At 64.0% G+C, this 26,009-nt stretch carries 25 protein-coding genes; 18 read left to right on the forward strand and 7 right to left on the reverse strand.

The features are described from left to right. The first annotated feature begins 30 nt into the window (after positions 1–30). A complete protein-coding gene (locus RT614_RS22835; protein WP_008164281.1) occupies positions 31–240 on the forward strand; it encodes a hypothetical protein in 210 nt (69 codons plus the stop codon). Between the two features lie 373 nt (positions 241–613). Here the strand turns inward: RT614_RS22835 and RT614_RS22840 are convergent, their stop codons facing one another. From RT614_RS22840 to RT614_RS22850, 3 genes are all read right to left on the reverse strand, one after another. Beyond that, the gene (locus tag RT614_RS22840) at positions 614–2,275 is read right to left on the reverse strand and encodes an MFS transporter (protein ID WP_409558510.1); all 1,662 of its coding nucleotides are present in this window, start codon (positions 2,273–2,275) and stop codon (positions 614–616) included. Positions 2,276–2,469: 194 nt separating this feature from the next. Further along, complete coding sequence (locus RT614_RS22845; protein WP_313624497.1) at positions 2,470–3,849, reverse strand: sensor histidine kinase; 1,380 nt, start codon at positions 3,847–3,849, stop codon at positions 2,470–2,472. A gap of 112 nt (positions 3,850–3,961) precedes the next feature. Then, complete coding sequence (locus RT614_RS22850) at positions 3,962–4,651, reverse strand: response regulator transcription factor (RefSeq protein ID WP_006218337.1); 690 nt, start codon at positions 4,649–4,651, stop codon at positions 3,962–3,964. A 361-nt stretch (positions 4,652–5,012) separates the two neighbouring features. Between RT614_RS22850 and recA the strand changes: the two genes are divergently transcribed. Beyond that, entirely contained in the window at positions 5,013–6,074 is a 1,062-nt protein-coding gene (gene recA / locus RT614_RS22855; protein WP_313624450.1) for a recombinase RecA, read from the forward strand. Positions 6,075–6,197: 123 nt separating this feature from the next. Then, positions 6,198–6,893 (forward strand): recombination regulator RecX, encoded by a 696-nt coding sequence (gene recX, locus RT614_RS22860; RefSeq protein WP_313624451.1) that lies wholly within the window; start codon positions 6,198–6,200, stop codon positions 6,891–6,893. Between the two features lie 47 nt (positions 6,894–6,940). On the opposite strand, the gene RT614_RS22865 is transcribed toward recX, so the two are convergent. Then, positions 6,941–7,858: a LysR substrate-binding domain-containing protein gene (locus RT614_RS22865; protein WP_313624452.1), complete on the reverse strand. Its 918-nt coding sequence runs from the start codon at positions 7,856–7,858 to the stop codon at positions 6,941–6,943. A gap of 196 nt (positions 7,859–8,054) precedes the next feature. Between RT614_RS22865 and metE the strand changes: the two genes are divergently transcribed. From metE to RT614_RS22935, 14 genes are all read left to right on the forward strand, one after another. Beyond that, positions 8,055–10,352, forward strand: coding sequence for a 5-methyltetrahydropteroyltriglutamate--homocysteine S-methyltransferase (gene metE / locus RT614_RS22870; protein ID WP_313624453.1), 2,298 nt, complete (start codon positions 8,055–8,057; stop codon positions 10,350–10,352). 298 nt (positions 10,353–10,650) lie between these two features. Next, a complete protein-coding gene (locus tag RT614_RS22875; RefSeq protein WP_313624454.1) occupies positions 10,651–11,253 on the forward strand; it encodes a DUF2889 domain-containing protein in 603 nt (200 codons plus the stop codon). 10 nt (positions 11,254–11,263) lie between these two features. Continuing rightward, positions 11,264–12,424 (forward strand): ADP-forming succinate--CoA ligase subunit beta, encoded by a 1,161-nt coding sequence (sucC, locus tag RT614_RS22880; protein ID WP_313624455.1) that lies wholly within the window; start codon positions 11,264–11,266, stop codon positions 12,422–12,424. A gap of 99 nt (positions 12,425–12,523) precedes the next feature. Continuing rightward, positions 12,524–13,405 carry a succinate--CoA ligase subunit alpha gene (sucD, locus tag RT614_RS22885; protein ID WP_056567350.1) on the forward strand — a complete coding sequence of 294 codons (882 nt, stop codon included), beginning with the start codon at positions 12,524–12,526 and terminating at the stop codon, positions 13,403–13,405. 277 nt (positions 13,406–13,682) lie between these two features. Beyond that, complete coding sequence (locus RT614_RS22890; protein ID WP_313624456.1) at positions 13,683–14,381, forward strand: TerC family protein; 699 nt, start codon at positions 13,683–13,685, stop codon at positions 14,379–14,381. A 115-nt stretch (positions 14,382–14,496) separates the two neighbouring features. Beyond that, positions 14,497–15,216, forward strand: a complete 720-nt coding sequence (locus tag RT614_RS22895) for a TerC family protein (RefSeq protein ID WP_313624457.1) — start codon at positions 14,497–14,499, stop codon at positions 15,214–15,216. Next, entirely contained in the window at positions 15,203–15,325 is a 123-nt protein-coding gene (locus RT614_RS22900) for a hypothetical protein (RefSeq protein WP_313624458.1), read from the forward strand. Before RT614_RS22895 ends, RT614_RS22900 begins: the two co-directional genes overlap by 14 nt. 9 nt (positions 15,326–15,334) lie before the next feature. Next, positions 15,335–16,279, forward strand: a complete 945-nt coding sequence (hemC, locus tag RT614_RS22905) for a hydroxymethylbilane synthase (RefSeq protein ID WP_313624459.1) — start codon at positions 15,335–15,337, stop codon at positions 16,277–16,279. Continuing rightward, positions 16,279–17,097: a uroporphyrinogen-III synthase gene (locus tag RT614_RS22910; RefSeq protein WP_313624460.1), complete on the forward strand. Its 819-nt coding sequence runs from the start codon at positions 16,279–16,281 to the stop codon at positions 17,095–17,097. The genes hemC and RT614_RS22910 overlap by 1 nt, the downstream gene beginning before the upstream one ends. A gap of 37 nt (positions 17,098–17,134) precedes the next feature. Beyond that, positions 17,135–18,325, forward strand: coding sequence for a uroporphyrinogen-III C-methyltransferase (locus RT614_RS22915; RefSeq protein WP_313624461.1), 1,191 nt, complete (start codon positions 17,135–17,137; stop codon positions 18,323–18,325). Positions 18,326–18,330: 5 nt separating this feature from the next. Further along, positions 18,331–19,953: a heme biosynthesis HemY N-terminal domain-containing protein gene (locus tag RT614_RS22920; protein WP_313624462.1), complete on the forward strand. Its 1,623-nt coding sequence runs from the start codon at positions 18,331–18,333 to the stop codon at positions 19,951–19,953. 29 nt (positions 19,954–19,982) lie between these two features. Then, positions 19,983–20,513 carry an inorganic diphosphatase gene (ppa, locus tag RT614_RS22925; RefSeq protein WP_313624463.1) on the forward strand — a complete coding sequence of 177 codons (531 nt, stop codon included), beginning with the start codon at positions 19,983–19,985 and terminating at the stop codon, positions 20,511–20,513. Between the two features lie 283 nt (positions 20,514–20,796). Then, complete coding sequence (locus tag RT614_RS22930) at positions 20,797–21,492, forward strand: fumarylacetoacetate hydrolase family protein (RefSeq protein ID WP_313624464.1); 696 nt, start codon at positions 20,797–20,799, stop codon at positions 21,490–21,492. A gap of 39 nt (positions 21,493–21,531) precedes the next feature. Beyond that, a complete protein-coding gene (locus RT614_RS22935) occupies positions 21,532–21,663 on the forward strand; it encodes an entericidin A/B family lipoprotein (protein ID WP_313624465.1) in 132 nt (43 codons plus the stop codon). 73 nt (positions 21,664–21,736) lie between these two features. Here the strand turns inward: RT614_RS22935 and RT614_RS22940 are convergent, their stop codons facing one another. Genes RT614_RS22940 through RT614_RS22950 form a run of 3 tightly spaced genes read right to left on the reverse strand, consistent with a single transcriptional unit; the run spans position 21,737 to position 24,421 of the window. Then, a complete protein-coding gene (locus RT614_RS22940) occupies positions 21,737–23,443 on the reverse strand; it encodes a PhoH family protein (RefSeq protein WP_313624466.1) in 1,707 nt (568 codons plus the stop codon). Between the two features lie 55 nt (positions 23,444–23,498). Then, positions 23,499–23,963 carry a peroxiredoxin gene (locus RT614_RS22945; RefSeq protein ID WP_313624467.1) on the reverse strand — a complete coding sequence of 155 codons (465 nt, stop codon included), beginning with the start codon at positions 23,961–23,963 and terminating at the stop codon, positions 23,499–23,501. After that, positions 23,960–24,421, reverse strand: a complete 462-nt coding sequence (locus tag RT614_RS22950; protein WP_313624468.1) for an Mth938-like domain-containing protein — start codon at positions 24,419–24,421, stop codon at positions 23,960–23,962. Before RT614_RS22950 ends, RT614_RS22945 begins: the two co-directional genes overlap by 4 nt. A 234-nt stretch (positions 24,422–24,655) precedes the next feature. Between RT614_RS22950 and alaC the strand changes: the two genes are divergently transcribed. Further along, the gene (gene alaC, locus RT614_RS22955; protein WP_313624469.1) at positions 24,656–25,843 is read left to right on the forward strand and encodes an alanine transaminase; all 1,188 of its coding nucleotides are present in this window, start codon (positions 24,656–24,658) and stop codon (positions 25,841–25,843) included. Positions 25,844–26,009: the final 166 nt, after the last annotated feature.

Consider the following 26,009-nt stretch of genomic DNA (forward strand, 5'->3'; position numbering starts at 1 on the left):
CGCGCACCAGCATGGAATTGGAGAAAAAACATGAAGATCATTGGCGCGATCCTGATTGTCCTGGGCGTTGCCGCCCTGGCCTACAAGGGCTTCAGCTACAAGTCCGAAGAGACGGTTCTGCAGATCGGATCCGTGAAGGCAACCGCCGAAACCGAGAAGTCGGTGCCGATCCCGACGTGGGCTGGCATTGCCGCAATCGTGGCGGGCGTGGTGGCGATCGGCGTGGGCATGCGTCGTTGATCGCGGCCGGCCGCAGAGCCGGTTGCGCAGCATGAAGAAGGCGGCCGCATTGCGGCCGCCCTTCGTTTGCATGCGCAAAAAAAAAGCGGCCCGGCTCATTGAAGAGTCGGGCCGGTACGGGAGCACGCAATACCGCGTCATAAAAAGGCTCGCGGGGAACGCGGTATTGGTGTCAGAACACCAGCCCTGCAATCGCCTGACAGGGGGATCAATCGTCAGTCGATCTGGCGCAAGGCCGTAATCTGAGCGCCCAGTCTAATGGGGCGGGTCTGACATGGTCCTGAAAGTGCGCGCCAGATAAAAAAAAAGCTCCGCAAGGAGCTTTTGAAAGGCCGGGCAGGCGCAGCAGTCCCACCCGGCGGGGGATGGTCGATTACGCGTTGATGTCGTTGTCCTTGGATTCGCGCACGAAGAGCGTGCCGATGACCAGCGTCATGACGGCGATGATGATCGGGTACCACAAGCCGTCGTAGATGTTGCCCGTGGCCGCCACCACCGCGAACGCGACGGGTGGCAGGAAGCCGCCGAACCAGCCGTTGCCGATGTGGTAGGGCAGGCTCATCGACGTGTAGCGGATGCGCGTCGGGAACATTTCCACCAGCATTGCCGCGATCGGGCCGTAGACCATGGTCACGTAGAGAACCAGGATCGTCAGCAGCACCACGACCATGACGTTGTTGGTTTGGGCCGGATCCGCCTTGGCCGGATAGCCGTGGCTGCGGATGGCGGTGGTCAGGGCCTTGTCGAGTTCGGCCGCCTTGGCCTTGAAGTCCGCCGGGGCCATCGACTTGCCGTCAAACGACGTGAACTCGTCGTTGCCGATCTTGACGCGGGCCACCGAACCGGCCGGTGCGGCTTCGTTGCGGTAGTTCACGGAGTTGCGGGCCATGAACGACTTGACGACGTCGCAAGAGCTGGTGAACGAAGACGTGCCCACCGGGTTGAACTGGAACGAGCACGTGCTGGGGTCGGCGATGACGGTGACCGGTGCGGTCGCCTGGGCCTTTTCCAGCGCAGGGTTGGCGAAGTGAGTAAGACCCTGGAAGATCGGGAAGTACGTCGCGGCGGCGATCAGGCAGCCCGCCATGATGATGGGCTTGCGGCCGATCTTGTCGGACAGTGCGCCGAAGATCACGAAGAAAGGCGTGCCCAGCAGCAGCGCCACGGCGATCATGATGTTGGCCGTGTTGGCGTCGACCTTCAGCGTCTGCGTCAGGAAGAACAGGGCGTAGAACTGGCCCGTGTACCAGACCACGGCCTGGCCGGCGGTCAGGCCCAGCAGCGCCAGCAGCACGACTTTCAGGTTCTTCCATTGGCCGAACGATTCCGCGATCGGCGCCTTGGAACCCTTGCCTTCTTCCTTCATGCGCTTGAAGGTGGGGGATTCATTGAGCTGCAGGCGGATCCAGACCGAGATGCCCAAGAGGACCACCGAGATCAGGAACGGAATGCGCCAGCCCCAGGCCTTGAAGTCGTCTTCGCCCATGAACGTGCGGATGCCCAGGATGACCAGCAGCGACAGGAACAGGCCCAGCGTCGCGGTGGTTTGAATCCAGGACGTGTAGAAGCCGCGGCGTCCGTGCGGGGCATGCTCGGCGACGTAAGTCGCCGCGCCGCCGTACTCGCCGCCCAACGCCAGGCCTTGCAGCAGGCGCAGGATGATCAGGATGGCCGGAGCGGCCAGGCCGATGCTGGCGTAGCTGGGCAGGATGCCCACGAGGAAGGTGGACAGGCCCATGATCACGATCGTGACCAGGAACGTGTACTTGCGTCCGACCAGGTCGCCCAGGCGGCCGAACACCAGCGCGCCGAACGGACGCACCGCGAAGCCGGCTGCGAAGGCCAGCAGCGCGAAGATGAAGCCTGCGGTGGGGTTTACGCCCGAAAAGAAGTGCTGGGCGATGATGGCTGCAAGCGAGCCGTAAAGATAAAAGTCGTACCACTCGAACACCGTGCCGAGTGAAGACGCGAAGATGACCTTGCGCTCCTCCTTGGTCATCGGACGCGGATCCGCGGATGGACCGCGGCCTGCCATGGTAGTTGTGCTCATGATGTCTCCTCGTTTTTTGGCCGGCGGTTTTCCGCCGTGCTTGACCCTCCGCCGGCGAGACCGACATCGAGCTAAGCGTCACATTGGGGGCCGACGCTGACGAGGTTCTGACGAGACACTTACTCGAATCTTAAATTTGAAACAAATAGTAAGCAATGCGGGGAGCACTAGGGATAGTCCTAGGCGGATTCGGGCAGGTCAGCACTGTGGCTATACAGAGGAAACACTACACGGATACGGGTGCCGGGAAGTTCGGAATGCACGGAGGGGTTGTCGCTGATCACAACGCTTGCCTGATGCTTTTGCGTGATCTCGCGCACGATCGCCAGTCCCAGGCCGCTGCCGTCGGACGATGTGCCCAGCACCCGATAGAAGCGGTCGAACACGCGTTCGCGTTCCTCGGGAGGAATGCCTGGTCCGGAGTCTTCCACTTCGAGGATGCCCTGGCCGTCGTCCTGCAGGACCCGCACCGTGATGTGGCCGCCCCGCGGCGTGTAGCGCAGCGCGTTGTCCACCAGGTTGTTGAGCAGCTCTGCCAGCAGCAGGGGATTGCCGTTGATTTCGACGGGCGTTTCGGATCCCTCGAAACCCAGGTCCGTGTTCAGCGACAGCGCCATCGGGACCCATTGCATGGCCTGCTCGTAGGCGATGGCGTTGATGTCCGTGCGGGTCAGGCCGATGGCGCTGGGGTTTTCGGCGCGGGCCAGCAGCAGCAACTGGTTGACCAGCCGGGTGGCCCGTTCGGATCCCGTCACCAGCTGGCGCAGGCTGGACTGCATTTCCTCGGGGCTGGCATCGCGCAGCGCCAGTTCCGCCTGGGTCCGCAGGCCGGCCAGCGGCGTCTTGAGCTGGTGCGCCGCGTCCGCCACGAAGCGGCGCTGGGCCTGGACGTTGGCGGACAGGCGGTCCAGCAGGTCGTTCATGGCCGCGACCAGCGGCGCGATTTCGGAAGGGGCGGCGCGCTCGTCGATGGGCGACAGGTCGTCCGGCCGGCGAGCCCGCAGGCGTTGCTGCAACGCGTTCAAGGGCGCAACGCCGCGAGACAGGCCGAACCACACCAGCAGCACGGCGATCGGCAGCACCACGAACTGCGGGATGATCACGCCTTTGATGATGTCGTTGGCAAGCTGCGTGCGCTTTTCCACCGTTTCGGCCACGATCAGCAGCGCGGGCTGGGTGCCGGGCAGATGCAGGTCCACCCAAGTGAACGCCAGCCGGATCCCGAACCCGCGCAGCGTGTCGTCTTCGTACTGGACCTCGCCAGGACGGGGCTGTCCCACGGTGGTGGGCAGCGGCAGGGCGCGGTCGCCGCCCAGGTATTCGCCGCGGCTGCCCAGGGCCAGCCAGAACACGCTGTCCGTTTCATCGGCGCGCAGCACGTCGCGCGCGGCATCGGTCATTTTCAGCACGGCGCGACCGTCCTGGGCGTGGACCTGGCGGGTCAGCACATGCAGGTTGTTGGCAAGCGCGCGGTCGTAGGGAACGTTGGCGATGTTCTGCGCGACCACGTACGTGATCGCGACGCTCATCGGCCACAACAGGAACAGGGGCGCCAGCATCCAGTCCAGGATCTCGCCCAGCAGCGAGCGCTGGGGCGGCGCGAAGCTGGGGCCCTTGGACCCAGCTTGCATGATGTCCAGGGCTTCCTGGTTGAGCGGCTCTGGAGAGGGCTCAGCTTGCGAGGTACGCCGCACCCTGGTCCCGCTCAAGACAGTAGCCCAGGCCGCGCACGGTGACGATCTTCACGCCGCTGGGCTCGAGCTTTTTGCGCAGGCGATGCACGTAGACCTCGATGGCGTTGGTGCTGACTTCTTCGCCCCATTCGCAAAGGTGGTCGACAAGCTGAGTCTTGCTGACCATGCGCCCACTGCGGGTCAGCAGGATCTCGAGCAGGCTGACCTCGCGGGCGGACAGGTCCAGGGTCTGGTCGTCCACGATGGCCACGCGGCCCGTCTGGTCGAAGAGCAGGCGGCCGTGCTTGAGCATCGTCGCGCCGCCGCCGGCCCCGCGCCGCGTCAGCGCCCGCACGCGGGCCTCGAGTTCGGACAAGGCGAAAGGCTTTGCCATGTAGTCGTCGGCGCCCAGGTCCAGGCCCTTTACCCGCTGTTCGATGCTGTCGGCGGCGGTCAGGATGAGCACGGGCAGGGCGGAATTGCGGGCGCGCAGGCGGCGCAGCACTTCCAGCCCGGCCAGTTGCGGCAGGCCGAGGTCCAGGATGAGAAGGTCGAAGGCCTGCGCGGCCAGCGCGGAGTCCGCGGCGAGCCCGTCGCGCACGGCATCCACGGCATAGCCGTTGTGGCGCAAAGAGCGGGACAGGCCGTCGGCCAGGATGCTGTCGTCTTCGGCGATCAGAATACGCATGGGCTGCTGCAAGGAGAAACCCGCCGCGGCTGCCACCTCTTGGGATGGGCGCTTTCCGCCTGGGGGCGGATCCGGTGGCGGAAAAAAGGGAAAATACCGGGATCGCGTTTGATTCTGTCATATGGCGCCAGGCTTGCCACTCAGGGTATACGTGCAAAAGACTGGCACACTGGGTTTTTGTACAGTACAATCCAGTGCCATAATCTGATCCGTAGCTCAAGGCGTTTCCAGTCCAGATTCGACCCGGACACGCCTGATCCCACCCGTCAGACATCGCTGCCAGCCCATTCGCTGTCAGACCGCATTACTGTCAGACCGCAGTTTTTCCCGACATCCAGATACGTTACAGACAGGACTCCTCATGGACGACAAAACCACCAAGGCCGCCGCTTCGGAAAAGGCCAAGGCGCTTGCCGCGGCGCTTTCGCAGATCGAAAAGCAGTTCGGCAAGGGCTCGATCATGCGCTACGGCGACAACGAGGTCTCGCACGACATCCAGGTGGTTTCCACGGGCTCGCTGGGTCTGGACATCGCGCTGGGCGTCGGCGGCCTGCCGCGTGGCCGCGTGGTCGAAATCTACGGTCCGGAATCGTCGGGCAAGACCACGCTGACCCTTCAGGTCGTGGCCGAAATGCAAAAGGTGGGCGGCACCTGCGCTTTCGTCGACGCTGAACACGCGCTCGACGTCCAGTACGCCTCCAAGCTGGGCGTGAACCTTGCCGACCTGCTTATCTCGCAGCCGGACACGGGCGAACAGGCCCTGGAAATCACCGACGCGCTGGTGCGCTCGGGTTCCGTCGACCTGATCGTCGTCGACTCGGTGGCCGCGCTGGTGCCCAAGGCCGAAATCGAAGGCGAAATGGGCGACTCGCTGCCTGGCCTGCAGGCGCGCCTGATGAGCCAGGCGCTGCGCAAGCTCACCGCCACCATCAAGAAGACCAATTGCATGGTCATCTTCATCAACCAGATCCGGATGAAGATCGGTGTCATGTTCGGCAACCCCGAAACCACCACTGGCGGCAACGCGCTCAAGTTCTACTCGTCCGTGCGCCTGGATATCCGCCGCATCGGCTCCATCAAGAAGGGCGACGAAGTCGTCGGCAACGAAACCCGCGTCAAGGTCGTCAAGAACAAGGTCGCGCCGCCGTTCAAGCAAGCCGAATTCGACATCATGTACGGCGCCGGCATCTCGCGCGAAGGCGAAATCATCGACTTGGGCGTGGCCGCCAACGTCGTCGACAAGTCTGGCGCCTGGTACAGCTACAACGGCAATCGTATCGGCCAGGGCAAGGACAATGTCCGGGAATACCTGAAAGAACACAAGGCGATAGCCATCGAGATCGAAAACCGCGTCCGCGAAAACCAGGGCATCGTCAGCCGTGCCGCCGAATTCGTGCCCACGGCGGAAGACACTGCCGAATAATCGGTGGCTCGACCGGTCGCGCCGCGGATCGGGCGCGGCCCTGGCTGCCCCCCCGTCGGGGGTGGTGAACTGCGGCAGGCGCCTTCACGGGCCTGCCGTTTTGCTTAGCATGCAGGAAAGCGCATGAGCTGGAAATCGACTCCCGCGTCAGCCGAGCGCCTACGCGCCAGATTGGACGACGAATTCGAAACCGTCGCCAAGCCGCAAGGCTTGCGGCGAACTTCCGATGCCCGCGTCGAGCGCGACGCCGCAGCGTCTGACGGCCATGTCGAATCCGCGGATCAATGGCAGCGCAGCTCCGAACAACGCAGCGCGGGGCGCAGGCGGCCCGCCGATGCCGGCGAAGAGGCTTCATCCTCTGACAGCAAGCCGGCCCGCAAAGGACCGTCGCTGAAGATGCGAGCGGTGGGCTATCTGTCGCGGCGTGAACATGCGCGGGAAGAACTGGCGCGCAAGCTGGCGGCCTATGCCGAAGACCCGGCCGAGGTCGACACGGTGCTGGATGCGCTTGAAAAAGAGGGCTGGCTGTCCACCGAGCGCTTTGCGCAAAGCCTGGTCCATCGGCGCGCTTCCCGCCAGGGTGCTGCCCGCATCGTGCAGGAACTGCGCCAGCACGGCGTCGACGACAACCAGGTCGCCGAACTGCGCGACCAGCTTCGCGCCACCGAATACGACCGGGCGTTGGAGGTCTGGAAAAAGCGCTTCAGCGCCAAGCCAGACGACCGCGCGGCCTACGCCAAGCAAGCGCGCTTCCTGGCCAGCCGCGGATTCGCGCACGACGTCATCCGCCGCATCCTCGGCGACGGCGAAGAGGACTGATTACCTGTTTCGACCAGCGGCCTGGCGCACTCGCCGGACGCTGCGGCCTATTTCGCAGACTTGATCCCCGACAGCGTCTTGAAGCAGACGTCTCGCGTGATGGTCAGGAATTCGTCGATGTATGACGCATCAGTGTCCTCGCTGCGCACCGTTGCATACAGCGTGCGCCAGACGCCTTGCGGTCCCAGCCGGCAAAGCCGCAGCCATCCCTGATTCATGTATTCCGTGAGCGCCCAGTTCGGCAGTGCCGCTACGCCTCGGTTGCTTGCAACCAACTGGGCAATGATGGGTGTCAGTTCCGCCTTGCGGATGGCGGCGGGTTCGACGTCGGCCGGATCCAGGAACGCGGTGAAGATGTCCAGCCGTTGTTTGTCCACCGGGTACGTGATGAGCGTCTGGTCGGCCAGCTGTTCGGGCGTGATGAACTTGCTGCCCGCCAACGGATTGGATTCGGAGACCGCCAGCACCAGTTCGTACTTGAAAAGCGGCAGGTATTCCACGGCGTCCAGCGGCTGGGGATCAGAAGTGATGACCAGGTCCAGATCGCCGCGCACCAGGGCTGGCAGTGGGGCGAACGAGAACGCTGCCGACAAGTCCAGCGCCACATCGGGCCATTGGACGCGAAAGGCGTCCAGGGCCGGCATCAGCCACTGAAAGCAGGAATGGCAGTCGATCGCCAGGTGCAGCCGCCCGGTACGCCCGGCAGCCAGGCGTTGCAAGTCTCGTTCGGTGGCCCGTATGCGAGGCAGCACTTCGTCGGCCAGGGCCAGCACGCGCAGGCCTGCGGTGGTAAGCCGGGCAGGGCGGGTGCGGCGGTTCAGCAAAGGCGTACCCAGGCGGGTTTCCAGATCGCGCAATTGGTGCGACAGCGCGGATTGCGTCAGGTGCAACCGTTCCGCGGCTTCTTGCAGGCTGCCGCCCTCCCGGATGGCAGTCAGCGTTTCAAGATGGCGAATTTCCAGCATGGCAAGGGCGGCATCATTAAGCGAACCCCGTCGGAAGCGACGGTGAGTCCTGGCTCCGAACCTGATGGCCCGGAAATGAGCTTATATTCTATGAGATTTTCTCATCTAATGAATGTAGACATTGATTTTGATTCATCTTGATGATGCTTCAGAATGATCGCCACTTGAACAAATTTTGTGAAATGGTGGCGTTCTCATGACTACGATTCATAATTTGGGGTTCCCCCGCATTGGCGCCCAGCGTGAACTCAAGCGCGCCGTCGAGGCCTATTGGGCCGGCAAGCAGACTGCCGACTCGCTTGAGGACACGGGGCGCGAATTGCGCGCTCGGCACTGGAAGCTGCAGGCCGCAGCCGGCCTGAAATACGTGCCCGTGGGCGACTTTGCCTGGTACGACCAGATCCTGGAATGGACGACGCTGCTCGGCGCCGTCCCGGCCCGCTTTGGCCAGAAAGACAACGAACCCGTTACGCTGGACACGCTGTTTCGCATGGGGCGCGGCCGCGCGCCGACCGGCAAGCCGGCGGCAGCCTGCGAAATGACCAAGTGGTTCGACACTAACTATCACTACATCGTCCCCGAACTCGTCCCCGGCCAAACGTTCCGTATCGCCCGCGAATCCCTGTTCGACCAGGTCAGGGAAGCGCAAGCGCTGGGTTACGCCGTCAAGCCGGTGATTCCGGGCCCGCTGACCTGGCTTTACCAGGGCAAGGGCGATGCTTTTGGCGGTGGCGCCGCCGACGCGGGCAAGCTGCAACTGCTGGCCGCGCTGCTGCCGGTCTACGAAGAAGTGCTGGCGCGTTTTGCCAAGCTGGGTGTGGAGTGGGTGCAGATCGACGAGCCCATCCTGGTGCTGGATCTGCCGCAAGCGTGGCGCGATGCGTTCAAGGATGTCTACGCCAGGCTTGCGGCCGGCCCTGTCAAACTGCTTGCCGCCACCTACTTCGATGGGCTGAAGGACAATCTGCCTACGGCGCTGGCTCTGCCGGTGGCCGGCCTGCACGTGGATCTGGTGCGCGCGCCCGAACAGTTGGCCGAGGTGGCTGCCGGCCTGCGCGCCGGGCAGATTCTGTCCGCCGGCGTCATCAACGGCCGCAACATCTGGCGCACCGACCTGGACGCGGCGATTGCCACGCTGGCGCCGATCCAGCGTCAATTGGGCGACCGCCTGTGGCTTGCGCCGTCATGCTCGCTGCTGCATGTGCCGGTGGACCTGGCCAATGAAACCGAGCTGGACGCCGAGCTGAAGAGCTGGCTGTCGTTTGCCGCCCAGAAGCTGGACGAACTGAGCCTGCTGGGCCGCGCGCTGGAAAGCGCGACCGATCCCTCGGTGCAGGATGGCCTGGCGGGGCAACGCGCAGCCTTGGCGGCTCGCCGCGCGTCGGTCCGCATCCATAATCCGGCCGTCGCCCGTCGCATGGCGGCTGCCGCGGACGTGTCGCGCGAGCGCGCGCCGTTTGCCGGCCGAATCGCCCGCCAGCAAGATCAACTGGGGCTGCCCGCCTATCCGACCACCACGATCGGTTCCTTCCCGCAAACCGCCGAGATCCGCGCGCTGCGCCGTGACTGGAAGGCCGGGGCGCTGACGGATTCGGCCTATGAGACCGCGATCCGCAAGGAAATCGAGGAGGTCATTCGCTTCCAGGAGAAGGTCGGCCTGGACCTGCTTGTCCATGGCGAGCCCGAGCGCAATGACATGGTGGAGTATTTCGGCGAGCTGCTGGCCGGCTTTGCCTTCACCAAGAATGGCTGGGTGCAAAGCTATGGCTCGCGCTGCGTCAAGCCGCCGATCATCTTCGGCGACGTGGCTCGCCCGGCTCCCATGACCGTGGGCTGGTCGTCCTATGCGCAATCGCTCACCGACAAGCCGGTGAAGGGCATGCTGACCGGCCCGGTCACCATCCTGCAATGGTCGTTCGTGCGCGACGACCAGCCGCGCGAGCAGACCTGCCGCCAGCTGGCGCTGGCTCTTCGCGACGAAGTGGTGGACCTGGAGTCCGCCGGCATCAATGTCATCCAGATCGACGAGCCCGCGATCCGTGAAGGCCTGCCGTTGCGCCGCGCCGACTGGCAGGCTTACTTGGACTGGGCGGTGGACTGCTTCCGCCTGTCGACCGCCGGTGTGCGCGACGAGACGCAAATCCACACGCACATGTGCTATTCCGAGTTCAACGACATCATCGAATCCATCGCCGCCATGGATGCGGACGTGATCACGATCGAAACGTCGCGGTCGAACATGGAACTGCTGAAGGCGTTCGAGGATTTCCGCTATCCGAACGACATCGGGCCGGGGGTCTATGACATCCACTCGCCCAACGTGCCCGACGTGGACTGGATGGTCGACCTGATGAACAAGGCTGCCGCCCGCCTCCCGAAGGAGCGTCTGTGGGTCAACCCGGATTGCGGCCTGAAGACCCGCGCCTGGCCGGAAACGGAGGCCGCGCTGATCGGCATGGTGCAGGCGGCGCGCGCGCTGCGCGAATCCGCGTAGGCAAATTTCCGGGGACACGTTCCCCGGGAAGGCACGGTCCCGGAACCCGGATGCGCCTCGGCGCATGCCGGGTTTTTTGCAGATCCTGCGCCGCTTTCAGTTCCCCGGCCCCCCTTGCAGGCTCTTCGGGCGGCGGGCAGGGCAGCGCGCAATCACCGGTCTGCGGAGACGGCCGGCTCGGCCGCCGCGCGATGGGGTGCAAGAATACGGTTGATAACTACCCGCCTGCGCTATACTTTGAAGGTTTTGTTGCCGCGCACCATTTGCGCAGGCCATCTTTGCCCCGCAGGCCCCACGCATGCCATTGCCACCGCCGGATAGTCCTCGCCAACCGCTGCATACGCGTTCCATACGTGTGCAGTCGTACGCGCGCGATGACGGCAACTGGGACCTGGAAGCCGAGCTTATCGACGTCAAGGCGTACGATTTTCCCAAGCGCGACGGCGAGATGTTCAAGGCCGGGCAACCCATCCACCATATGCACCTGCGCATCACCATCGACGAGAATTTCTCGATCGTGGCGGCTCAGGCCGTCTATGACGCGGCGCCTTACGGCGAGCATTGCAAGGCCATCGAGCCGGCGTACACTGACCTGATCGGCATGAACCTGCTCAAAGGGTTCCGCCGCCAGGTCAAGGAACGGTTCGGGCACGTGGAAGGCTGTACGCACATGACCGAACTGTCGCAGGTGCTTCCCACCGCGGCGGTCCAGACCATGGCCAACCGCCGGCGGCAGGAAATCAACCCGAATCGGCGTCCATTCCAACTGGACGGCTGCCATGCGCTCAGCACTGGCGGTCCTGTGGTGGCTGAGCATTATCCCGAGTGGTACACCGGGGGTAGCGCTGAGGCATCGGCCGAGTCGTCCTCCGATTCACCTTCTTTTTCTCATACGTCCTGACAGGTAACACATGAAAATCCACGAGTATCAAGGCAAGGAACTGCTGAAGCAATTTGGCGTCCCCGTGCCGCGCGGGATCCCCGCTCTTTCCGTCGACGAGGCCGTGGCTGCCGCTGAAAAGCTGGGTGGACCGGTTTGGGTCGTCAAGGCACAAATCCACGCGGGCGGCCGCGGCAAGGGCGGCGGCGTCAAGCTGGCCCGCTCGCTGGACGACGTCCGCAAGCTGGCTTCCGAAATCCTGGGCATGCAGCTGATCACGCATCAGACCGGCCCGGAAGGTCAGAAGGTCCGTCGCCTGTACATCGAGGACGGCGCTGACATCCAGAAGGAATACTACGTCTCGCTGGTCACCGACCGCGCCACGCAGAACGTCGCCTTCATCGCTTCCAGCGAAGGCGGCATGGACATCGAGGAAGTGGCTCACTCCACCCCCGAAAAGATCATCACCGAATACATCGACCCGCTGACCGGTCTGTCCGCCGAGCAAGCCACCAAGATCGCCAACGCGATCGGCCTGCCCGCCGACTCGACCGCCCAAGCCGTGGACGTCTTCCAGAAGCTCTACAAGTGCTACATGGACACCGACGCCTCCCTGGTCGAAATCAACCCCCTGAACCGCGACAGCAAGGGCAACATCATCGCCCTGGACGCCAAGTTCAACTTCGACTCCAACGCCCTGTTCCGTCATCCGGAAATCGTCGCCTACCGCGACCTGGACGAAGAAGATCCCGCTGAAATCGAAGCCAGCAAGTTCGACCTGGCCTACATCCAGCTCGACGGCAACATCGGCTGCCTGGTGAACGGCGCCGGCCTGGCCATGGCCACCATGGACACCATCAAGCTGTTCGGCGGCGAGCCGGCCAACTTCCTGGACGTCGGCGGCGGCGCCACGGCCGAGAAGGTCACCGAAGCCTTCAAGATCATGCTGGGCAACAAGAGCGTCAAGGCCATCCTGGTCAACATCTTCGGCGGCATCATGCGCTGCGACGTGATCGCCGAAGGCGTGATCACCGCTTGCAAGGCCGTCAACCTGAACGTGCCGCTGGTCGTCCGCATGAAGGGCACCAACGAAGAACTCGGCAAGAAGATGCTGGCCGACTCAGGCCTGCCGATCATCAGCGCCGACACGATGGCCGAAGCCGCCACCCGCGTCGTAGCCGCCGTCAAGTAAATATGACCCACGCCGCGCCCCTTTGAGGCTGGCGACCCCGCAAGGGGGCGTTTCAGACTCGGGGCGGCCCGGCGTCAAAAAATTGCCAAGGATTCACAAATGTCGATTCTGATCAACAAGGACACCAAAGTCATCACCCAGGGCATCACGGGTAAGACTGGTCAGTTCCACACCCGCATGTGCCGTGAGTACGCCAATGGGAAGGCCGCCTTCGTGGCCGGCGTGAACCCCAAGAAGGCTGGTGAAGACTTCGAAGGCGTGCCGATCTTCGCGTCGGTGAAGGACGCCAAGGCCGACACGGGCGCCACCGTGTCCGTCATCTACGTGCCGCCGGCCGGCGCCGCTGCCGCCATCTGGGAAGCTGTCGAAGCCGAACTGGAACTGGTGATCTGCATCACCGAAGGCATCCCGGTCCGCGACATGCTGGAAGTCAAGAACCGCATGAAGGCCAAGGGCAGCAAGACGCTGCTGCTGGGCCCGAACTGCCCGGGTCTCATCACCCCCGATGAAATCAAGATCGGCATCATGCCGGGCCACATCCACCGCAAGGGCCGCATCGGCATCGTCAGCCGTTCGGGCACCCTGACGTACGAAGCCGTGGCGCAAGTCACCGAGCTGGGCCTGGGTCAATCCAGCGCCGTCGGCATCGGCGGCGATCCCATCAACGGCCTGAAGCACGTCGACGTGCTCAAGCTGTTCAATGACGATCCCGACACCGACGCCGTCATCATGATCGGCGAAATCGGCGGTCCGGATGAAGTCAACGCCGCGCAGTGGGCCAAGGACAACATGAAGAAGCCGGTCGTCGGCTTCATCGCTGGCGTCACCGCCCCTCCCGGAAAGCGCATGGGCCACGCTGGCGCCCTGATCTCCGGTGGCGCCGACACGGCCGACGCCAAGCTGGAAGTCATGGAAGCTTGCGGCATCCGCACCACGCGCAACCCCTCCGAAATGGGCAAGCTGCTCAAGTCGGTGCTGTAAGCGCCTGCATTGACCATCAGCCTTGCGCTGCAAAAGCCCGCCTCGGCGGGCTTTTTTTCGTCCGCTTTTTTTACGTTTTCCTAGGGTAATCCCGCGTACAGGACGCGGTCAGGCGAATCATACGGAAAGCTGAACGAAACTATAATGAAAGAAATTTCGCGCGTACCAAGCAAGAATGCCGTCACGGCTCGCACCAAGACGGTCAGTACGTTTTTGTCTTCATTTCATCCATTAATTTGGTTTTCTCCTAGGGGGATCACACCTAGGAAAGAGAGGTATGGAACTCAGTTCAGCGGCATTCTGGATCGCGTTGCTCCAGATCATTTGGGTCAACATTCTGCTATCGGGCGACAACGCCGTGGTTATTGCGCTGGCGGCGCGTTCACTGCCCCCGGCGCAACAGAAGAAAGCGATCGTGGTCGGTTCCGCCGCTGCGATCATCATGCGTATCGTGCTGACGCTGGTTGCGGCCAAGCTATTGCTGTTGCCGTGGCTCAAGCTGATCGGCGCGCTGCTTCTGGTCTACATCGGCGTGACGCTGCTGTTGCCCGAAGGAGACGAAGACGGTGCAGGCAAGACGCAAGGCAATCTCCTCACCGCGATCCGCACCATCATGATCGCCGACCTGGTCATGAGCCTGGACAACGTGGTGGCGGTTGCCGCGGCGGCAATGGGCGATAACACCTTGCTGATTGTTGGCTTGGCGATCAGTATTCCTCTGGTCATCTTTGGCAGCACGTTGCTTTTGAAGGTCATCGAGCGCTTCCCGGTCATCGTTTGGGTGGGGGCGGCACTCCTGGGCTTCATCGCTGGCGAACTGTTGGTGGGCGATCCCGCCTTGCAGGAACCCGTGGCGCGCATCGACGCGGCCTTGGGAGTCACGCAGCACAGTTTCGCCCTGATGACAGGCGTGCTGGGCGCCGTGCTGGTGCTGGCTATCGGCAAAGTTTTGCTGATGCGCCAGAAAGCTGACTGAAAGCTGAATTACAATAATATGTTGTTCTGAAATTAACCTGCCCGCGCTGCGCGCGGGCAGGGCGGCCGGTTCGGGACCGGCCAATTCTTTTCATAAATGCCTTCGGGGGTTCAAAGTGCTTGAGTTTTTCCAGACGCTGAGTTGGGCAGCGGTATTCCAGATCATCCTTATTGACATCCTGCTCGGCGGCGATAACGCGGTCGTCATCGCGCTGGCGTGTCGCAACCTGGCGCCCAAGCAGCGGATGCAAGGCATCCTGTGGGGCACCGCCGGCGCGATCATCCTGCGCGTCGTGCTGATCGCCTTTGCGCTGACGCTCCTGTCCATTCCGTTCCTGAAGGTAGTGGGCGGCCTGTTGCTCGTCTGGATCGGCGTCAAGCTCCTTATCCCCGAAGACGATGCGCATGGCAACGTAAAGGGCGGAACATCCATCGCAGCCGCGATCAAAACCATCATCATTGCTGACTTTGTGATGAGCCTGGACAACGTCATCGCCATTGCCGGCGCGGCCCAGAACGCCCACGCCGATCACCAGATCGGCCTGGTCGCCTTCGGCCTGATCGTCAGTGTGCCGATCATCATCTGGGGCAGCACGCTGGTGCTCAAGCTCATCGACCGCTATCCGCTGGTCGTTACGTTCGGTGCGGGCCTTCTGGGCTGGATCGCCGGCGGCATGCTGATCACCGACGTGGTTGTCGAGCGTCAATTTGGCGTTCAGCCGACTGCGGTTAAAATCGGCGCAGAAATCATTGGCGCCTTGCTCGTTGTTGTCCTTGGACGGTGGCTTGCAAGCCGCAAAACCGCTTCCAAGGAATCAGCACATGAGTCTGCGTAGATCTTCTGATCCCCAGCAAACCGAATCAGGCCTGAGTCTTCTTCAGGGCCTGTTCGTGCTGGCCATTCTCGGCGTAGTCGCGACGGTCATCGTCTCCAACTTCGTTTGATGGCCGCACGTGTCACTGCCGCAACGCCTGGTCATCGCGACCCGCGCCAGCCGGCTTGCCCTTTGGCAAGCCGAGCATGTGCGCGATCGGCTGCGCACGCTGTACCCGGCGTGCGCGGTTGAACTTCTTACCCTGACGACCCGCGGCGACCAGATCCTCGACCGCACGCTCTCCAAAGTGGGCGGCAAAGGATTGTTCGTCAAGGAACTCGAAAACGCGCTGCTCGACGGCCGGGCCGATCTTGCCGTTCACTCCTTGAAGGACGTGCCGGTGGATCTCCAGGCTCCGTTCGAGCTTTGCGCGGTCCTCGATCGCGCCGATCCGCGCGACGCCTTCGTGTCCAACCAATATGCCTCGCTGGCCGACCTCCCCGCCGGTGCGGTGGTTGGCACGTCCAGCCTGCGGCGCGAATCGCAGATCCGCTCCCGGTATCCCGAGCTGGTGGTGAAGCCGCTGCGCGGAAACCTGGACACGCGCCTGGGCAAGCTCGACAACGGCGATTACGACGCCATTGTGCTGGCGGCTGCAGGTCTTGATCGCCTGGGCATGGGTGCGCGCATCCGCAGCCTGCTCGATCCCGCCGACAGCCTGCCCGCAGCCGGTCAGGGCGCGCTAGGCATCGAGATCCGCGACGATCGCGATGACATGCGGGCGTGGTTGGCGCCGCTGGTCAGCGCCGACACCACCGCCTGCGTTCTGGCCGAACGCGCGGTTTCGCGCAGGCTGGGCGGCTCGTGTCAGGTTCCTCTGGCGGCATTCGCCCAGATCTCCGGCGACACTCTGTCGCTGCGGGCGCTGGTGGCGTCGCCGGACGGCACCCGCATGATCCACGCTTCCCACTCCGGTCCCGCAAGCGACGCCGAAGCCATCGGCGAGGCCGCCGCTTCCGAATTGCTGGACGCGGGCGCCGACGCCATTCTTCGCGAACTGCAGCAAACCGCCGGGCCGGACTGATGAGCCAGGCGTTTGCAGCCGCCGAAGGGCCGCGCATCGCCGTTCTGACTCGGCCCGCCGGGCGCAACGAGACGCTGGCCAGCCGCCTGCTTGGCGCCGGCTGGCAGTCCTGCATTCTTCCCGCTCTTGAAATCCAGGCGTTGCCGATCGCCTCGGTGGATCTGCCTCGGCCATCCTCCTACGACCTCGTGGTGTTCGTCAGTGGCAACGCGGCCCGGCAATACCTGGATCAACTGGCGCTGGCGGACGGCTCCGTTTCCTGGCCGGCCGGCGTGGCGGCAGCCACCGTGGGCCCCGCCAGTGCGCAAGCCCTGCGCGACTCAGGCTATTTTGGCGCGAATACAACAGTTCTTTGCCCTGACGAATCCGCTGCCAGCCACGATTCCGAGGCGCTGTGGAGCATCCTTGAAAGTCTGCCCAAACTGCCCGGCAGGGTGCTCCTGGTGCGTGGCACGCAGGGCAGGGACTGGCTGGGCGACAAACTGGAAGCCCATGGCGCAAGCGTGACGCGTCACGCGGCCTATCTGCGACGTCCCGCCGACTGGAACTCCGGGCAGTTGGCCACCCTGCGGCAATGGGCGGATGCCGGCTCCATCGCGACGTGGCTGATTACCAGCGGGGAGGGCGCCGACGCCATCCGGGATCATGTCCAGGCGGCCGGTCTTGCGGACTGGTGGCAACGCTGCCGGTTCGTGCTGACGCACCCCACGCTGGCACGCCGCGTGCCACAGCCCCGCGATAGCGCAGGCTGCCAGGCGATGGTAAAAATCTGCTTGCCCAACGACGAGTCGATATTCCAGGCTTTTGTTGCTGCTTGATTCGTTGGTTCGGACTGACACCGAATACAATCGCGTCATGACAGACAAGACTCCCGCTACCGATCCGGCCGTTCATCCGGCTGCCCCGGACGCAACCGCGCCCGCGTCGGCCCCGGCCGATTCCGTCAAGCCTCGTGCGGCCAAGCGCGGCAGTGGCCCTTTGGTCACCGCGCTGATAATCGTCATCCTCGTGGCCGTGGGCCTGGGCTATGCCCTGTGGAACCAGCGCGCCCAGTTCGTATCGGCTGGCCGCGAAGTGGCTACCCGCATCGATACGCTTGGCGCCGACGTCGCGCAGGCCCGCAAGGACACCCGCGAAGCCCTGGCCCTTGCGCAGGCACAGGCGGGCCGCGTGGCCGAACTCGAAGACACCTTGCGCGAAACGCAAAGCCAATACAACGCCCTGCAGCAGGCTTGGCAAAACTTCAACGACAGCGCCAGCGATGAACTGCTGGCCAACGACGTCGAGCGACTGCTCACCATCGCCAATCAGCAACTGCGCCTGGCCGGCAACGTCTCCAATGCCATCGTCGCCCTGGAAACCGCTCAGTCTCGTCTGGCGCGCGCCGACCGCCCGCGCTTCTCCAGTCTGCAGCAATCCATCAATGGCGACCTGGACCGCCTGCGTGCGGTGTCCACGGTCGATATCCCCGCCCAGTCCGGCCGCATTGAACGTTTGGTCTCGCTGATCGGCAGGGCGCCGCTGCTGGTGCCGGACGCCGCCTCGGCGGGTGCGGCTCCCGTGGGGCAAGCCCAGCCGGCCGCACCTGCGCCCGCTGTCGATCCCCTGGCGGACCTTCCCTCCGACGCGCCCTGGTGGCAGCGTTGGCGCGCCGAGGTCGCCTCGTGGCCTGGCCGCGCCGGTTCGGCCCTGGCCCATGAATTGGGTGGCCTCATCACCATCCAGCGTGTCGACGAGCCCGCCGCGCTGCTGCTGTCTCCCGAACAGGCCGATCAGGTGCGTGGCACCCTGCGCCAGCGCCTGCTGACCGCCCAGTTGGCCATGCTGATGCGCCAGCCGTCGGTCTGGAAGAGCGAACTGGACAACGTCAACTCTACGCTCGCCAAGTACTTCGATGGCCGTTCCCCGGACACCGTCGCCGCCCAGAACCTGGCCCGCGAACTGGCCCAGACCGACATCGCCGTGCGCATGCCCGACGTGGCGGACAGCCTGAACGCCGTGGCCGCACTGCGCGCAGCCGGCTTCAAGACCAGCGATCAGGACTGAGGCTTATGCGTACCTGGTTCTGGACTCTGTTGCTCGCCGTCGTCGCCGTCGCCCTGGCGGTGGTGCTGCGTTCACATGCCGGCAATGTGCTGTTGCTGGTGTGGCCGTGGCGCATCGAGATGTCGCTGACGCTCGCCGTCCTGCTGATCGTCGCGACCTTCATCATCCTCTACGTGGGCCTGCGCCTTCTGGCCTGGCTGCTTGCCATTCCGGATCGCGTCCGTGCCTGGCGCGGCAAGCGCGCTCAGGCGCGCGACCACGAACTGCTCGAACGCGGCTGGATCGGCTTGCTCGAAGGCCGCTACTCCCATGCCGAGAAAGACCTGACCAAGCTGTTGGACCAGACCAAGGTGCGCACGCGCCGTGTTCTGGCCGGGTTGTCCGCCGCGCGGGCCGCGCATGGCCTGGGCGAGTTCGACCGACGCGATCGTCTGCTGGCCACCGCGCAAGAGCAGGCGGACTCCGATCCCGGCCTGGTGGAAGCCACGGCCACGGTCTCGGCTGACATGCTCCTGGACCAGGGACGTGCCGAACGCGCGCTGGCGGTGCTGGCGCCGCTGGCGGATGGCGGCGCGCGCCATCTGCACACGATGCGCCTGTTGCTGCGTGCGCACACGGCGCTGAACCACCAGGAACAAGTCTTCACGCTGGCGCGCGGGCTCTTGCGCCGCAATGCGCTTGGCCGCTCCGAAGCCGATCTCCTGATCGACGCCTCGGGCGCAGCGCGGTTGCGCGCAGCCGCGGGCAGCGATGCGTGGCGAGCCATCTGGAAAGACCTGAAAGCCGAAGAGCGCCTGTTGCCCGAAGTCGCGCTGTCCGGCGCGGCGGCCTTCGAGGCTGCAGGTGAACCCAACGAAGCGGCCCGTGTCCTCGAGGCGGCCGTCGCCGTCAAGTTTAATCCCGCCCTGGTTGCGGCCTACGCCCGCTGCGATACCGAACAAGTGTCCCGCCGCCTGGCCAAAGCCGAAACCTGGCTGCAGCAGCGTCCGACCGATCCCGATCTGCTTACCGCTTTGGGCATGCTCTGCCTGAATGGCCAGCTGTGGGGTCAAGCCGAACGCTATCTGCTGCGCAGCCTGGCCCGGCGCAGTGACGCACAGACGCATGCCTTGCTGGGCAGCCTGTACGATCGCCTGGACCGTCCCGCCGATGCCGTCCGCCATTGGCGCCTGGCAACGGCCGCCAGCATGGCGTTGCCGGTCCTGGCCGCGGATGCCGCGCTCCCGGCGGCCGACACGGGCTCGGATCCTTACCGGGTAGACGCCGAGGGCGGTTATGCCGTTGGCTTGTCCGACAGCGACAGTGATGCGGAGATCGCCGGCGACTATCCGGCCTTGCCGCCCGCGGTTGCGGCGTCGGCTTCCGACTACGTGCTGGACCCGGACGCGCGCGTCAGCAAAGAGCATCGTGACCGTGCCTTGGCGCCCGAGAACGCACCGCTGGCTGGCGGAACGTCCGACATCGACGAGTATTTCGACAGCGCTCCGATTCCCGCCGCCGCTTTCGACGAGCCCGTGCCCACGTACGCCCCGACGCCTGCGCCTGCGGCACCCGCTGCCACCAAGCCGGCGCCGCCTGCGCCGGTGCCCACCACCAAGCCGCCGTTCAAGGACGACGGCTCGATTTGAATATCCTCCCAGACAAACAAGGTTGAATCATGAGTCTTGATCGCGTCTCCCCTGGCAAGAAGCTGCCGGAAGACTTCAACGTCATCATCGAAATCCCCATGAACGCCGACCCGGTGAAGTACGAGGTCGACAAGGATTCCGGTGCGATCTTCGTTGACCGCTTCATGCTGACGGCCATGCACTATCCGTGCAACTACGGCTACATCCCGCAGACCCTCTCCGAAGACGGCGACCCCGCCGACGTGCTGGTGCTGACCCCGTTCCCCATCCAGATCGGCGCCGTGGTGCGCTGCCGCGCCATCGGCGTGCTCGAGATGGACGATGAGTCGGGCGGCGACGCCAAGCTGCTGGCCGTGCCGATCGAAAAGCTGTACCCCCCTTACCGCAACATCAAGACCTACGAAGACCTGCCGACGGAAGACATCTCCCGCATCCAGCACTTCTTCGAGCACTACAAAGACCTCGAAAAGGGCAAGTGGGTCAAGGTCAAGGGCTGGAAGGGCGTCGACGCCGCGCACGAGGAAATCGTTCGCAGCGCCGAGCGCTACGCCAAGGGCTGATAAGTCCCCGGGCCTGCCGGCATTGCGCCGGGCGGGCCCTTGCTGCGGCGCGGTCGCGACGGCTACTTGTCGTCCGCCGCGCCGTTGTCTTGCGCGTTCCCGAATCAATCGGTCCTCGCTTCGGCCGCAGAAAGGGATAAACTCGCGAGTGCTTTTTAACGCCCGGCCGCCCAAAACAAAAACGCCCCTATCGCGGGGTCACAGGGCATGCCTAGCGCGCGCGGCGTCGGGGTAACATGTTTCGCCGGTTTCCGGTCACGTATTTGTCATAGGTTGATAGCTCATGGACTACGTTTTACCTCCCCAGCCGCCCGTCGCGGTCCCCGTGGCCGGCAGCGCCGCCCTGTTCCCCGTTCGTCGCGTTTATTGCGTTGGCCGCAATTACGCCGAGCACGCCAAGGAAATGGGTTTCACTGGCCGCGAGGATCCGTTCTTCTTCTGCAAGCCCGCGGATGCCGTGCTGTTCGTGGCGGACGGCGAAACCGGCAAGATGCCTTACCCGCCCAAGACCTCCAACCTGCACTACGAAATGGAGCTGGTCGTTGTGTTGGGCAAGGGCGGGCGCGACATTCCCGTTGATCAGGCCAACGAATGCGTGTGGGGCTATGCGCTGGGCCTGGACATGACGCGCCGCGACCTGCAAGGCGAAATGAAGAAGCAGGGGCGTCCCTGGGAAATCGGCAAGGCCTTCGATCAATCCGCCCCGTTGGGCCCCATCCACCCGCGCAGCGTTGTCGGCACGCTGGACAAGGGCGCGATCTGGCTGGACGTCAACGGCGAACGCAAGCAGTCCAGCGACATTTCGCAGATGCTCTGGAATGTGCCGGAAAGCATCTCGTACCTTTCGGGCCTGTTTGAACTGCAGCCCGGCGACATCATCTTCACCGGCACGCCGGAAGGCGTGGGCGCCGTGCGGCAGGGCGACGTGATCACCGGCGGCGTCGAGGGCCTGGGCGAACTGCGCGTGCAGATCGTCTGAGCCGCGTAGTTTCTTTTTATCTATCCAGGAGTTTCCAGCATGCGCGGCAAGATCGTGGTGACCGCCTTTGTGGTGTTCGGGTTTGTGTTGGCCGGTTGCAATACCGTGGCCGGCATGGGCAAGGACATGTCCCGGGCGGGCAACGCCATCACCAACGCTGCCGACAAATAATCGGCTCGCGTACGTAAAGAAAAAGCCCCTTGAGCGATCAAGGGGCTTTTTTTGTGGCCGGGACTTGGCAGGCTTACAGCACGTCGCCCGCGTAGTCCGCCAGGCGAGAGCGTTCACCGCGTTGCAGCGTGACGTGGCCGGAATGCGGCCAGCCCTTGAAGCGATCCACCACGAACGTCAGGCCCGAGCTGCCCTCGGTCAGGTAGGGGGTGTCGATCTGGGCGACGTTGCCCAGGCAGATCACCTTGGTGCCAGGACCCGCGCGTGTCACCAGCGTCTTCATCTGCTTGGGCGTCAGGTTCTGCGCCTCGTCGATGATGAGGTACTTGTTCAGGAAGGTGCGGCCGCGCATGAAGTTCAGGGATTTCACCTTGATGCGCGAGCGGATCAGGTCCATGGTGGCCGCGCGGCCCCAATCGCCGTTGCCTTCGCCGTCTCCCATGTTCAACACGTCGAGGTTGTCTTCCAGCGCGCCCATCCAGGGCAGCATCTTTTCTTCCTCGGTGCCGGGCAGGAAACCGATGTCTTCCCCGACGGGCACCGTGACGCGGGTCATGATGATCTCGGTGTAGCGCTTGGTTTCCAGCACCTGCGTGATGCCCGCGGCCAGCGCCAGAAGCGTCTTGCCCGTACCGGCCTGGCCCAGAAGCGACACGAAATCGCATTCCGGGTTCATCAGCAGGTTCATGGCGAAGTTCTGTTCGCGGTTGCGCGCGGTGATGCCCCAGACGTTGTTCTTGCCGTGGGTGTAGTCGCGCAGGGTGGCCAGCACCGCCATCTTGCCGCTGACCTCGCGCACCTGCGCGTACAGCGGCATCTGGCCTTCAAAGTAGACGAACTGGTTGACGACGAACTGCGAGCACAGCGGGCCGTGGATGCGATAGAACGTCGTGCCGCCTTGCTGCCAGGATTCGACGTCCTTGCCGTGCTTGTTCCAGAAGTCCTCGGGCAACTGCATCACGCCCGAATACATCAGGTCCGAGTCTTCAAGGACGTGGTCGTTGAAGTAGTCTTCCGCGGCCATGCCCAGCGCGCGGGCCTTCAGGCGCATGTTGATGTCCTTGGACACCAGCACGACTTCGCGTTGCGGGTATTTTTCCTGAAGGGCGCGAACCACGCCCAGGATCTGGTTGTCGGCCTTGCCCATCGGCAGGTCGGACGGCAGGGTGCTGTGGATGGCGGTCGTCTGGAACATCAGGCGGCCGGTGGCGTCCTTGTTGCCCAGCTTGGCCAGTTCCAGCCCTTCTTCAAGGTGCGTGGCGTCCTGCACCAGCGCATCCAGCGAGCGGCTGACCTGACGCGCATTGCGCGCCACTTCGGACATGCCTTTCTTCTGGTGGTCCAGCTCTTCGAGCGTCATCATCGGCAGGAAGATGTCGTGCTCTTCGAAGCGGAACAGCGAGCTGGGGTCATGCAGCAGCACGTTCGTGTCCAGCACGAAGAGCTTGCGCGGGGCATTCTCGGCGCGCGCCTTGCCGCGCTTGGCGGGGGCGGGAGCGGGTTTGGCCTGCTGTCGCGCGGACGCGCGCACGGCGGGCGCCGCGGGCGCCGGTGGAGGCACTTCGCGGGCAGGAGCGGGAATCTGGGCTTTGCGCGCCGGGGCGGCCAGACCATCAAGCTCTGGCTGAACCAGCAGCTCGTCCTCGTCTTCGGCGAGGGCGGCTTGGGTATTGGACCGCGCAGCGGCAGTCTTGGTCGTGCGGGCCTGCGCCCGGGCGGAATCGCCCGAGGGGAAGGTCAGGATGGCTGCGGGGCGGGTAGGCAACTTCGGAAGCGGCATATGCGTCACTCTCCTGTTTGGGCCGGCAATAGCGCCTGACGGGTTTCCTGTGCGGCTAACCGATGCTCTTGGCGGCTTGCAGGACTTCCTTGGCGTGGCCCGGGACCTTCACCCCGCGCCACTCCTGCACCAGCACGCCGTAGGCATCGATCAAGAAGGTGCTGCGTTCGATGCCGCGCACCTGCTTTCCATACATGTTCTTTTGCTTGATGACGCCGAACATATTGCAGACGGTTTCGTCGGCGTCGGAGATGAGAGGGAAGGGAAGCTCGTACTTGGCTTTGAAATTCTCGTGCGACTTCAACGAGTCGCGCGAGATGCCGATCACGATGGCACTGGCCGACAGGAAGTCGGCGTGCAGATCGCGGAAATCCTGGCTTTCGGTGGTGCAGCCAGGCGTGTTGTCCTTGGGATAGAAGTACAGGATCACCGCCCGCCCTTGGCACTGTTCCAGGCTGATCGGGCCTATCGTGCTTTCGGCGGTGAACAGCGGGGCGGGTTTGCCTATGCTCGGCGTCATTGACTGGATGCTCCATTGGGAGGGATGAGGGCGACGACCACGCGCCGGCCCTCCGCCATCAGGATGTTGTAGGTGCGCGAGGCGGCGTGCGTGTCCATGATCTCCACGCCGATACCCGCCGCCAAAAGGGGACGCAATATTTCGGGGCGCAGGAACTGTTGGCGGCCGCCGGTGCCCACCAGCAGGACTTCCGGCGCGTTGGCTGGTCGACTGGGTGCGGCTTCCGGCGCGTCCAGGAAGTCCATGGGATCGCGGGCGGGCTCGGACAATCCGGCTGCCTGGAGCAAGAGGGAGGGGGTGATGTCGGCCGGCGACTCAACGGGCCAGAGGGTAACTTCGCCTTCGGGGCCAAATGCGACCGAGGAGGAAAAACGTACCTGGTTGACCTCGATATAGCCATCGCCGTAGGCGGTGACAGTATTAAGAGCGGCCGTCGCAGGATCGGTATGCAGCTTCAATAAAAACTCCGGCTTTACGTGCTTGATAATAGCGCATCGGACACACCGCATGTTGCAACGTATCCACGAGGGAAAAGGGGCTTTTTTCGCCTCATTTGCCGCCCAGGCGGCGTTGCGCTAGATTACAGGGTTTTGCTGCGCTGCAAACGTGCGCTGGCGCGGCTTTGAGTCCATTTCCCCTTCGCGCGACCGCGCCCTGGTATTTTTGCTTTTTCGCCTCTAAGGATTCCCATCATGAGGAAGTTCTCTCGCATTGAGCGTTTGCCGCCGTACGTTTTCAACATTACCGGCGAGCTCAAGATGGCGGCGCGTCGGCGCGGCGAAGACATCATCGACATGTCGATGGGCAATCCGGATGGCGCGACGCCGAAGCACATCGTCGACAAGATGGTCGAGGCCACCACGCGTCCCACGACGCATGGCTATTCGGTTTCCAAGGGCATTCCGCGTCTGCGCAAGGCGATCTGTGACTGGTACCAGCGCCGCTACGCGGTCGAATTCGATCCCGATTCCGAGGCCATCGTCACGATCGGCTCCAAGGAAGGGCTTGCGCACCTGATGCTGGCCACGCTGGACCGCGGCGACACCGTGCTGGTGCCCAACCCCAGCTACCCGATCCACATCTACGGCGCCGTCATCGCCGGCGCCAACATCCGCTCGGTGCGCATGACGCCGGGGGTGGATTTCTTCGAGGAACTGGAACGCGCCGTGCGCGAATCCATCCCGAAGCCCAAGATGATGGTGCTGGGCTTTCCCAGCAACCCGACCGCGCAGTGCGTGGACCTGTCGTTCTTTGAACGCGTGGTGGCGCTGGCCAAGGAACACGACATTCTCGTCGTGCACGACCTGGCCTACGCCGACATCACGTTCGACGGCTACGTGGCGCCGTCCATCATGCAGGTGCCCGGCGCGCGCGATGTCGCCGTCGAGTTCTTCACGATGAGCAAAAGCTACAACATGGCGGGCTGGCGCATTGGCTACATGGTCGGCAACCGCGATCTCGTCAATGCGCTCGCGCGCATCAAGAGCTATCACGATTACGGCACGTTCACGCCGATCCAGGTGGCTTCCATCGCCGCCCTGGACGGCCCGCAGGACTGCGTGAACGAGATCGTGGCGCAGTACCAGAGCCGCCGCGACGTGCTCGTGCGCGGCTTGCATGAAGCAGGTTGGAATGTGGAGATTCCCAAGGCGTCCATGTACATATGGGCGCAGATCCCCGAACCCTACAGGGCGATGGGCTCTTTGGAATTTGCCAAGCGTGTCCTGTCGGACGCGAAGGTGGCCGTGTCCCCCGGGATCGGCTTCGGCGAGTACGGCGACGAATACGTACGTTTCGCCCTGATCGAAAACGAGCAGCGCACCCGCCAGGCGGTGCGCGGCATCAAAGATATGTTCCGCAAGGACGGCTTGCTGAAGTGAATGGGGCCCACCCCCGCAGCGCTGCGCGCTTCCCCCTCTGGCGGGCCCCCTTTAAGGGGGCATGCCTGGGGACCGGCGGAGCCGGATCCGCGGCATCCCGATAGGGGGGCATCTGCTTCTTGCACAGCATTATGGAGAACTGAAATGAATTCCCCTCAACGCCCGC

The sequence above is a fragment of the Achromobacter sp. genome, from assembly GCF_032102605.1.
Classification (GTDB): domain Bacteria; phylum Pseudomonadota; class Gammaproteobacteria; order Burkholderiales; family Burkholderiaceae_B; genus Achromobacter.

Excerpts from the sequence above, each read along its gene's own strand:
- RT614_RS22835 (WP_008164281.1), top strand. The coding sequence starts at position 31 with ATGAAGATCATTGGCGCGATCCTGATTGTCCTGGGCGTTGCCGCCCTG.
- RT614_RS22840 (WP_409558510.1), bottom strand. The coding sequence starts at position 2,275 with ATGGCAGGCCGCGGTCCATCCGCGGATCCGCGTCCGATGACCAAGGAG.
- RT614_RS22845 (WP_313624497.1), bottom strand. The coding sequence starts at position 3,849 with ATGCTGGCGCCCCTGTTCCTGTTGTGGCCGATGAGCGTCGCGATCACG.
- RT614_RS22850 (WP_006218337.1), bottom strand. The coding sequence starts at position 4,651 with ATGCGTATTCTGATCGCCGAAGACGACAGCATCCTGGCCGACGGCCTG.
- recA (WP_313624450.1), top strand. The coding sequence starts at position 5,013 with ATGGACGACAAAACCACCAAGGCCGCCGCTTCGGAAAAGGCCAAGGCG.
- recX (WP_313624451.1), top strand. The coding sequence starts at position 6,198 with ATGAGCTGGAAATCGACTCCCGCGTCAGCCGAGCGCCTACGCGCCAGA.
- RT614_RS22865 (WP_313624452.1), bottom strand. The coding sequence starts at position 7,858 with ATGCTGGAAATTCGCCATCTTGAAACGCTGACTGCCATCCGGGAGGGC.
- metE (WP_313624453.1), top strand. The coding sequence starts at position 8,055 with ATGACTACGATTCATAATTTGGGGTTCCCCCGCATTGGCGCCCAGCGT.
- RT614_RS22875 (WP_313624454.1), top strand. The coding sequence starts at position 10,651 with ATGCCATTGCCACCGCCGGATAGTCCTCGCCAACCGCTGCATACGCGT.
- sucC (WP_313624455.1), top strand. The coding sequence starts at position 11,264 with ATGAAAATCCACGAGTATCAAGGCAAGGAACTGCTGAAGCAATTTGGC.
- sucD (WP_056567350.1), top strand. The coding sequence starts at position 12,524 with ATGTCGATTCTGATCAACAAGGACACCAAAGTCATCACCCAGGGCATC.
- RT614_RS22890 (WP_313624456.1), top strand. The coding sequence starts at position 13,683 with ATGGAACTCAGTTCAGCGGCATTCTGGATCGCGTTGCTCCAGATCATT.
- RT614_RS22900 (WP_313624458.1), top strand. The coding sequence starts at position 15,203 with ATGAGTCTGCGTAGATCTTCTGATCCCCAGCAAACCGAATCAGGCCTG.
- RT614_RS22910 (WP_313624460.1), top strand. The coding sequence starts at position 16,279 with ATGAGCCAGGCGTTTGCAGCCGCCGAAGGGCCGCGCATCGCCGTTCTG.
- RT614_RS22915 (WP_313624461.1), top strand. The coding sequence starts at position 17,135 with ATGACAGACAAGACTCCCGCTACCGATCCGGCCGTTCATCCGGCTGCC.
- RT614_RS22920 (WP_313624462.1), top strand. The coding sequence starts at position 18,331 with ATGCGTACCTGGTTCTGGACTCTGTTGCTCGCCGTCGTCGCCGTCGCC.
- ppa (WP_313624463.1), top strand. The coding sequence starts at position 19,983 with ATGAGTCTTGATCGCGTCTCCCCTGGCAAGAAGCTGCCGGAAGACTTC.
- RT614_RS22930 (WP_313624464.1), top strand. The coding sequence starts at position 20,797 with ATGGACTACGTTTTACCTCCCCAGCCGCCCGTCGCGGTCCCCGTGGCC.
- RT614_RS22935 (WP_313624465.1), top strand. The coding sequence starts at position 21,532 with ATGCGCGGCAAGATCGTGGTGACCGCCTTTGTGGTGTTCGGGTTTGTG.
- RT614_RS22940 (WP_313624466.1), bottom strand. The coding sequence starts at position 23,443 with ATGCCGCTTCCGAAGTTGCCTACCCGCCCCGCAGCCATCCTGACCTTC.
- RT614_RS22945 (WP_313624467.1), bottom strand. The coding sequence starts at position 23,963 with ATGACGCCGAGCATAGGCAAACCCGCCCCGCTGTTCACCGCCGAAAGC.
- alaC (WP_313624469.1), top strand. The coding sequence starts at position 24,656 with ATGAGGAAGTTCTCTCGCATTGAGCGTTTGCCGCCGTACGTTTTCAAC.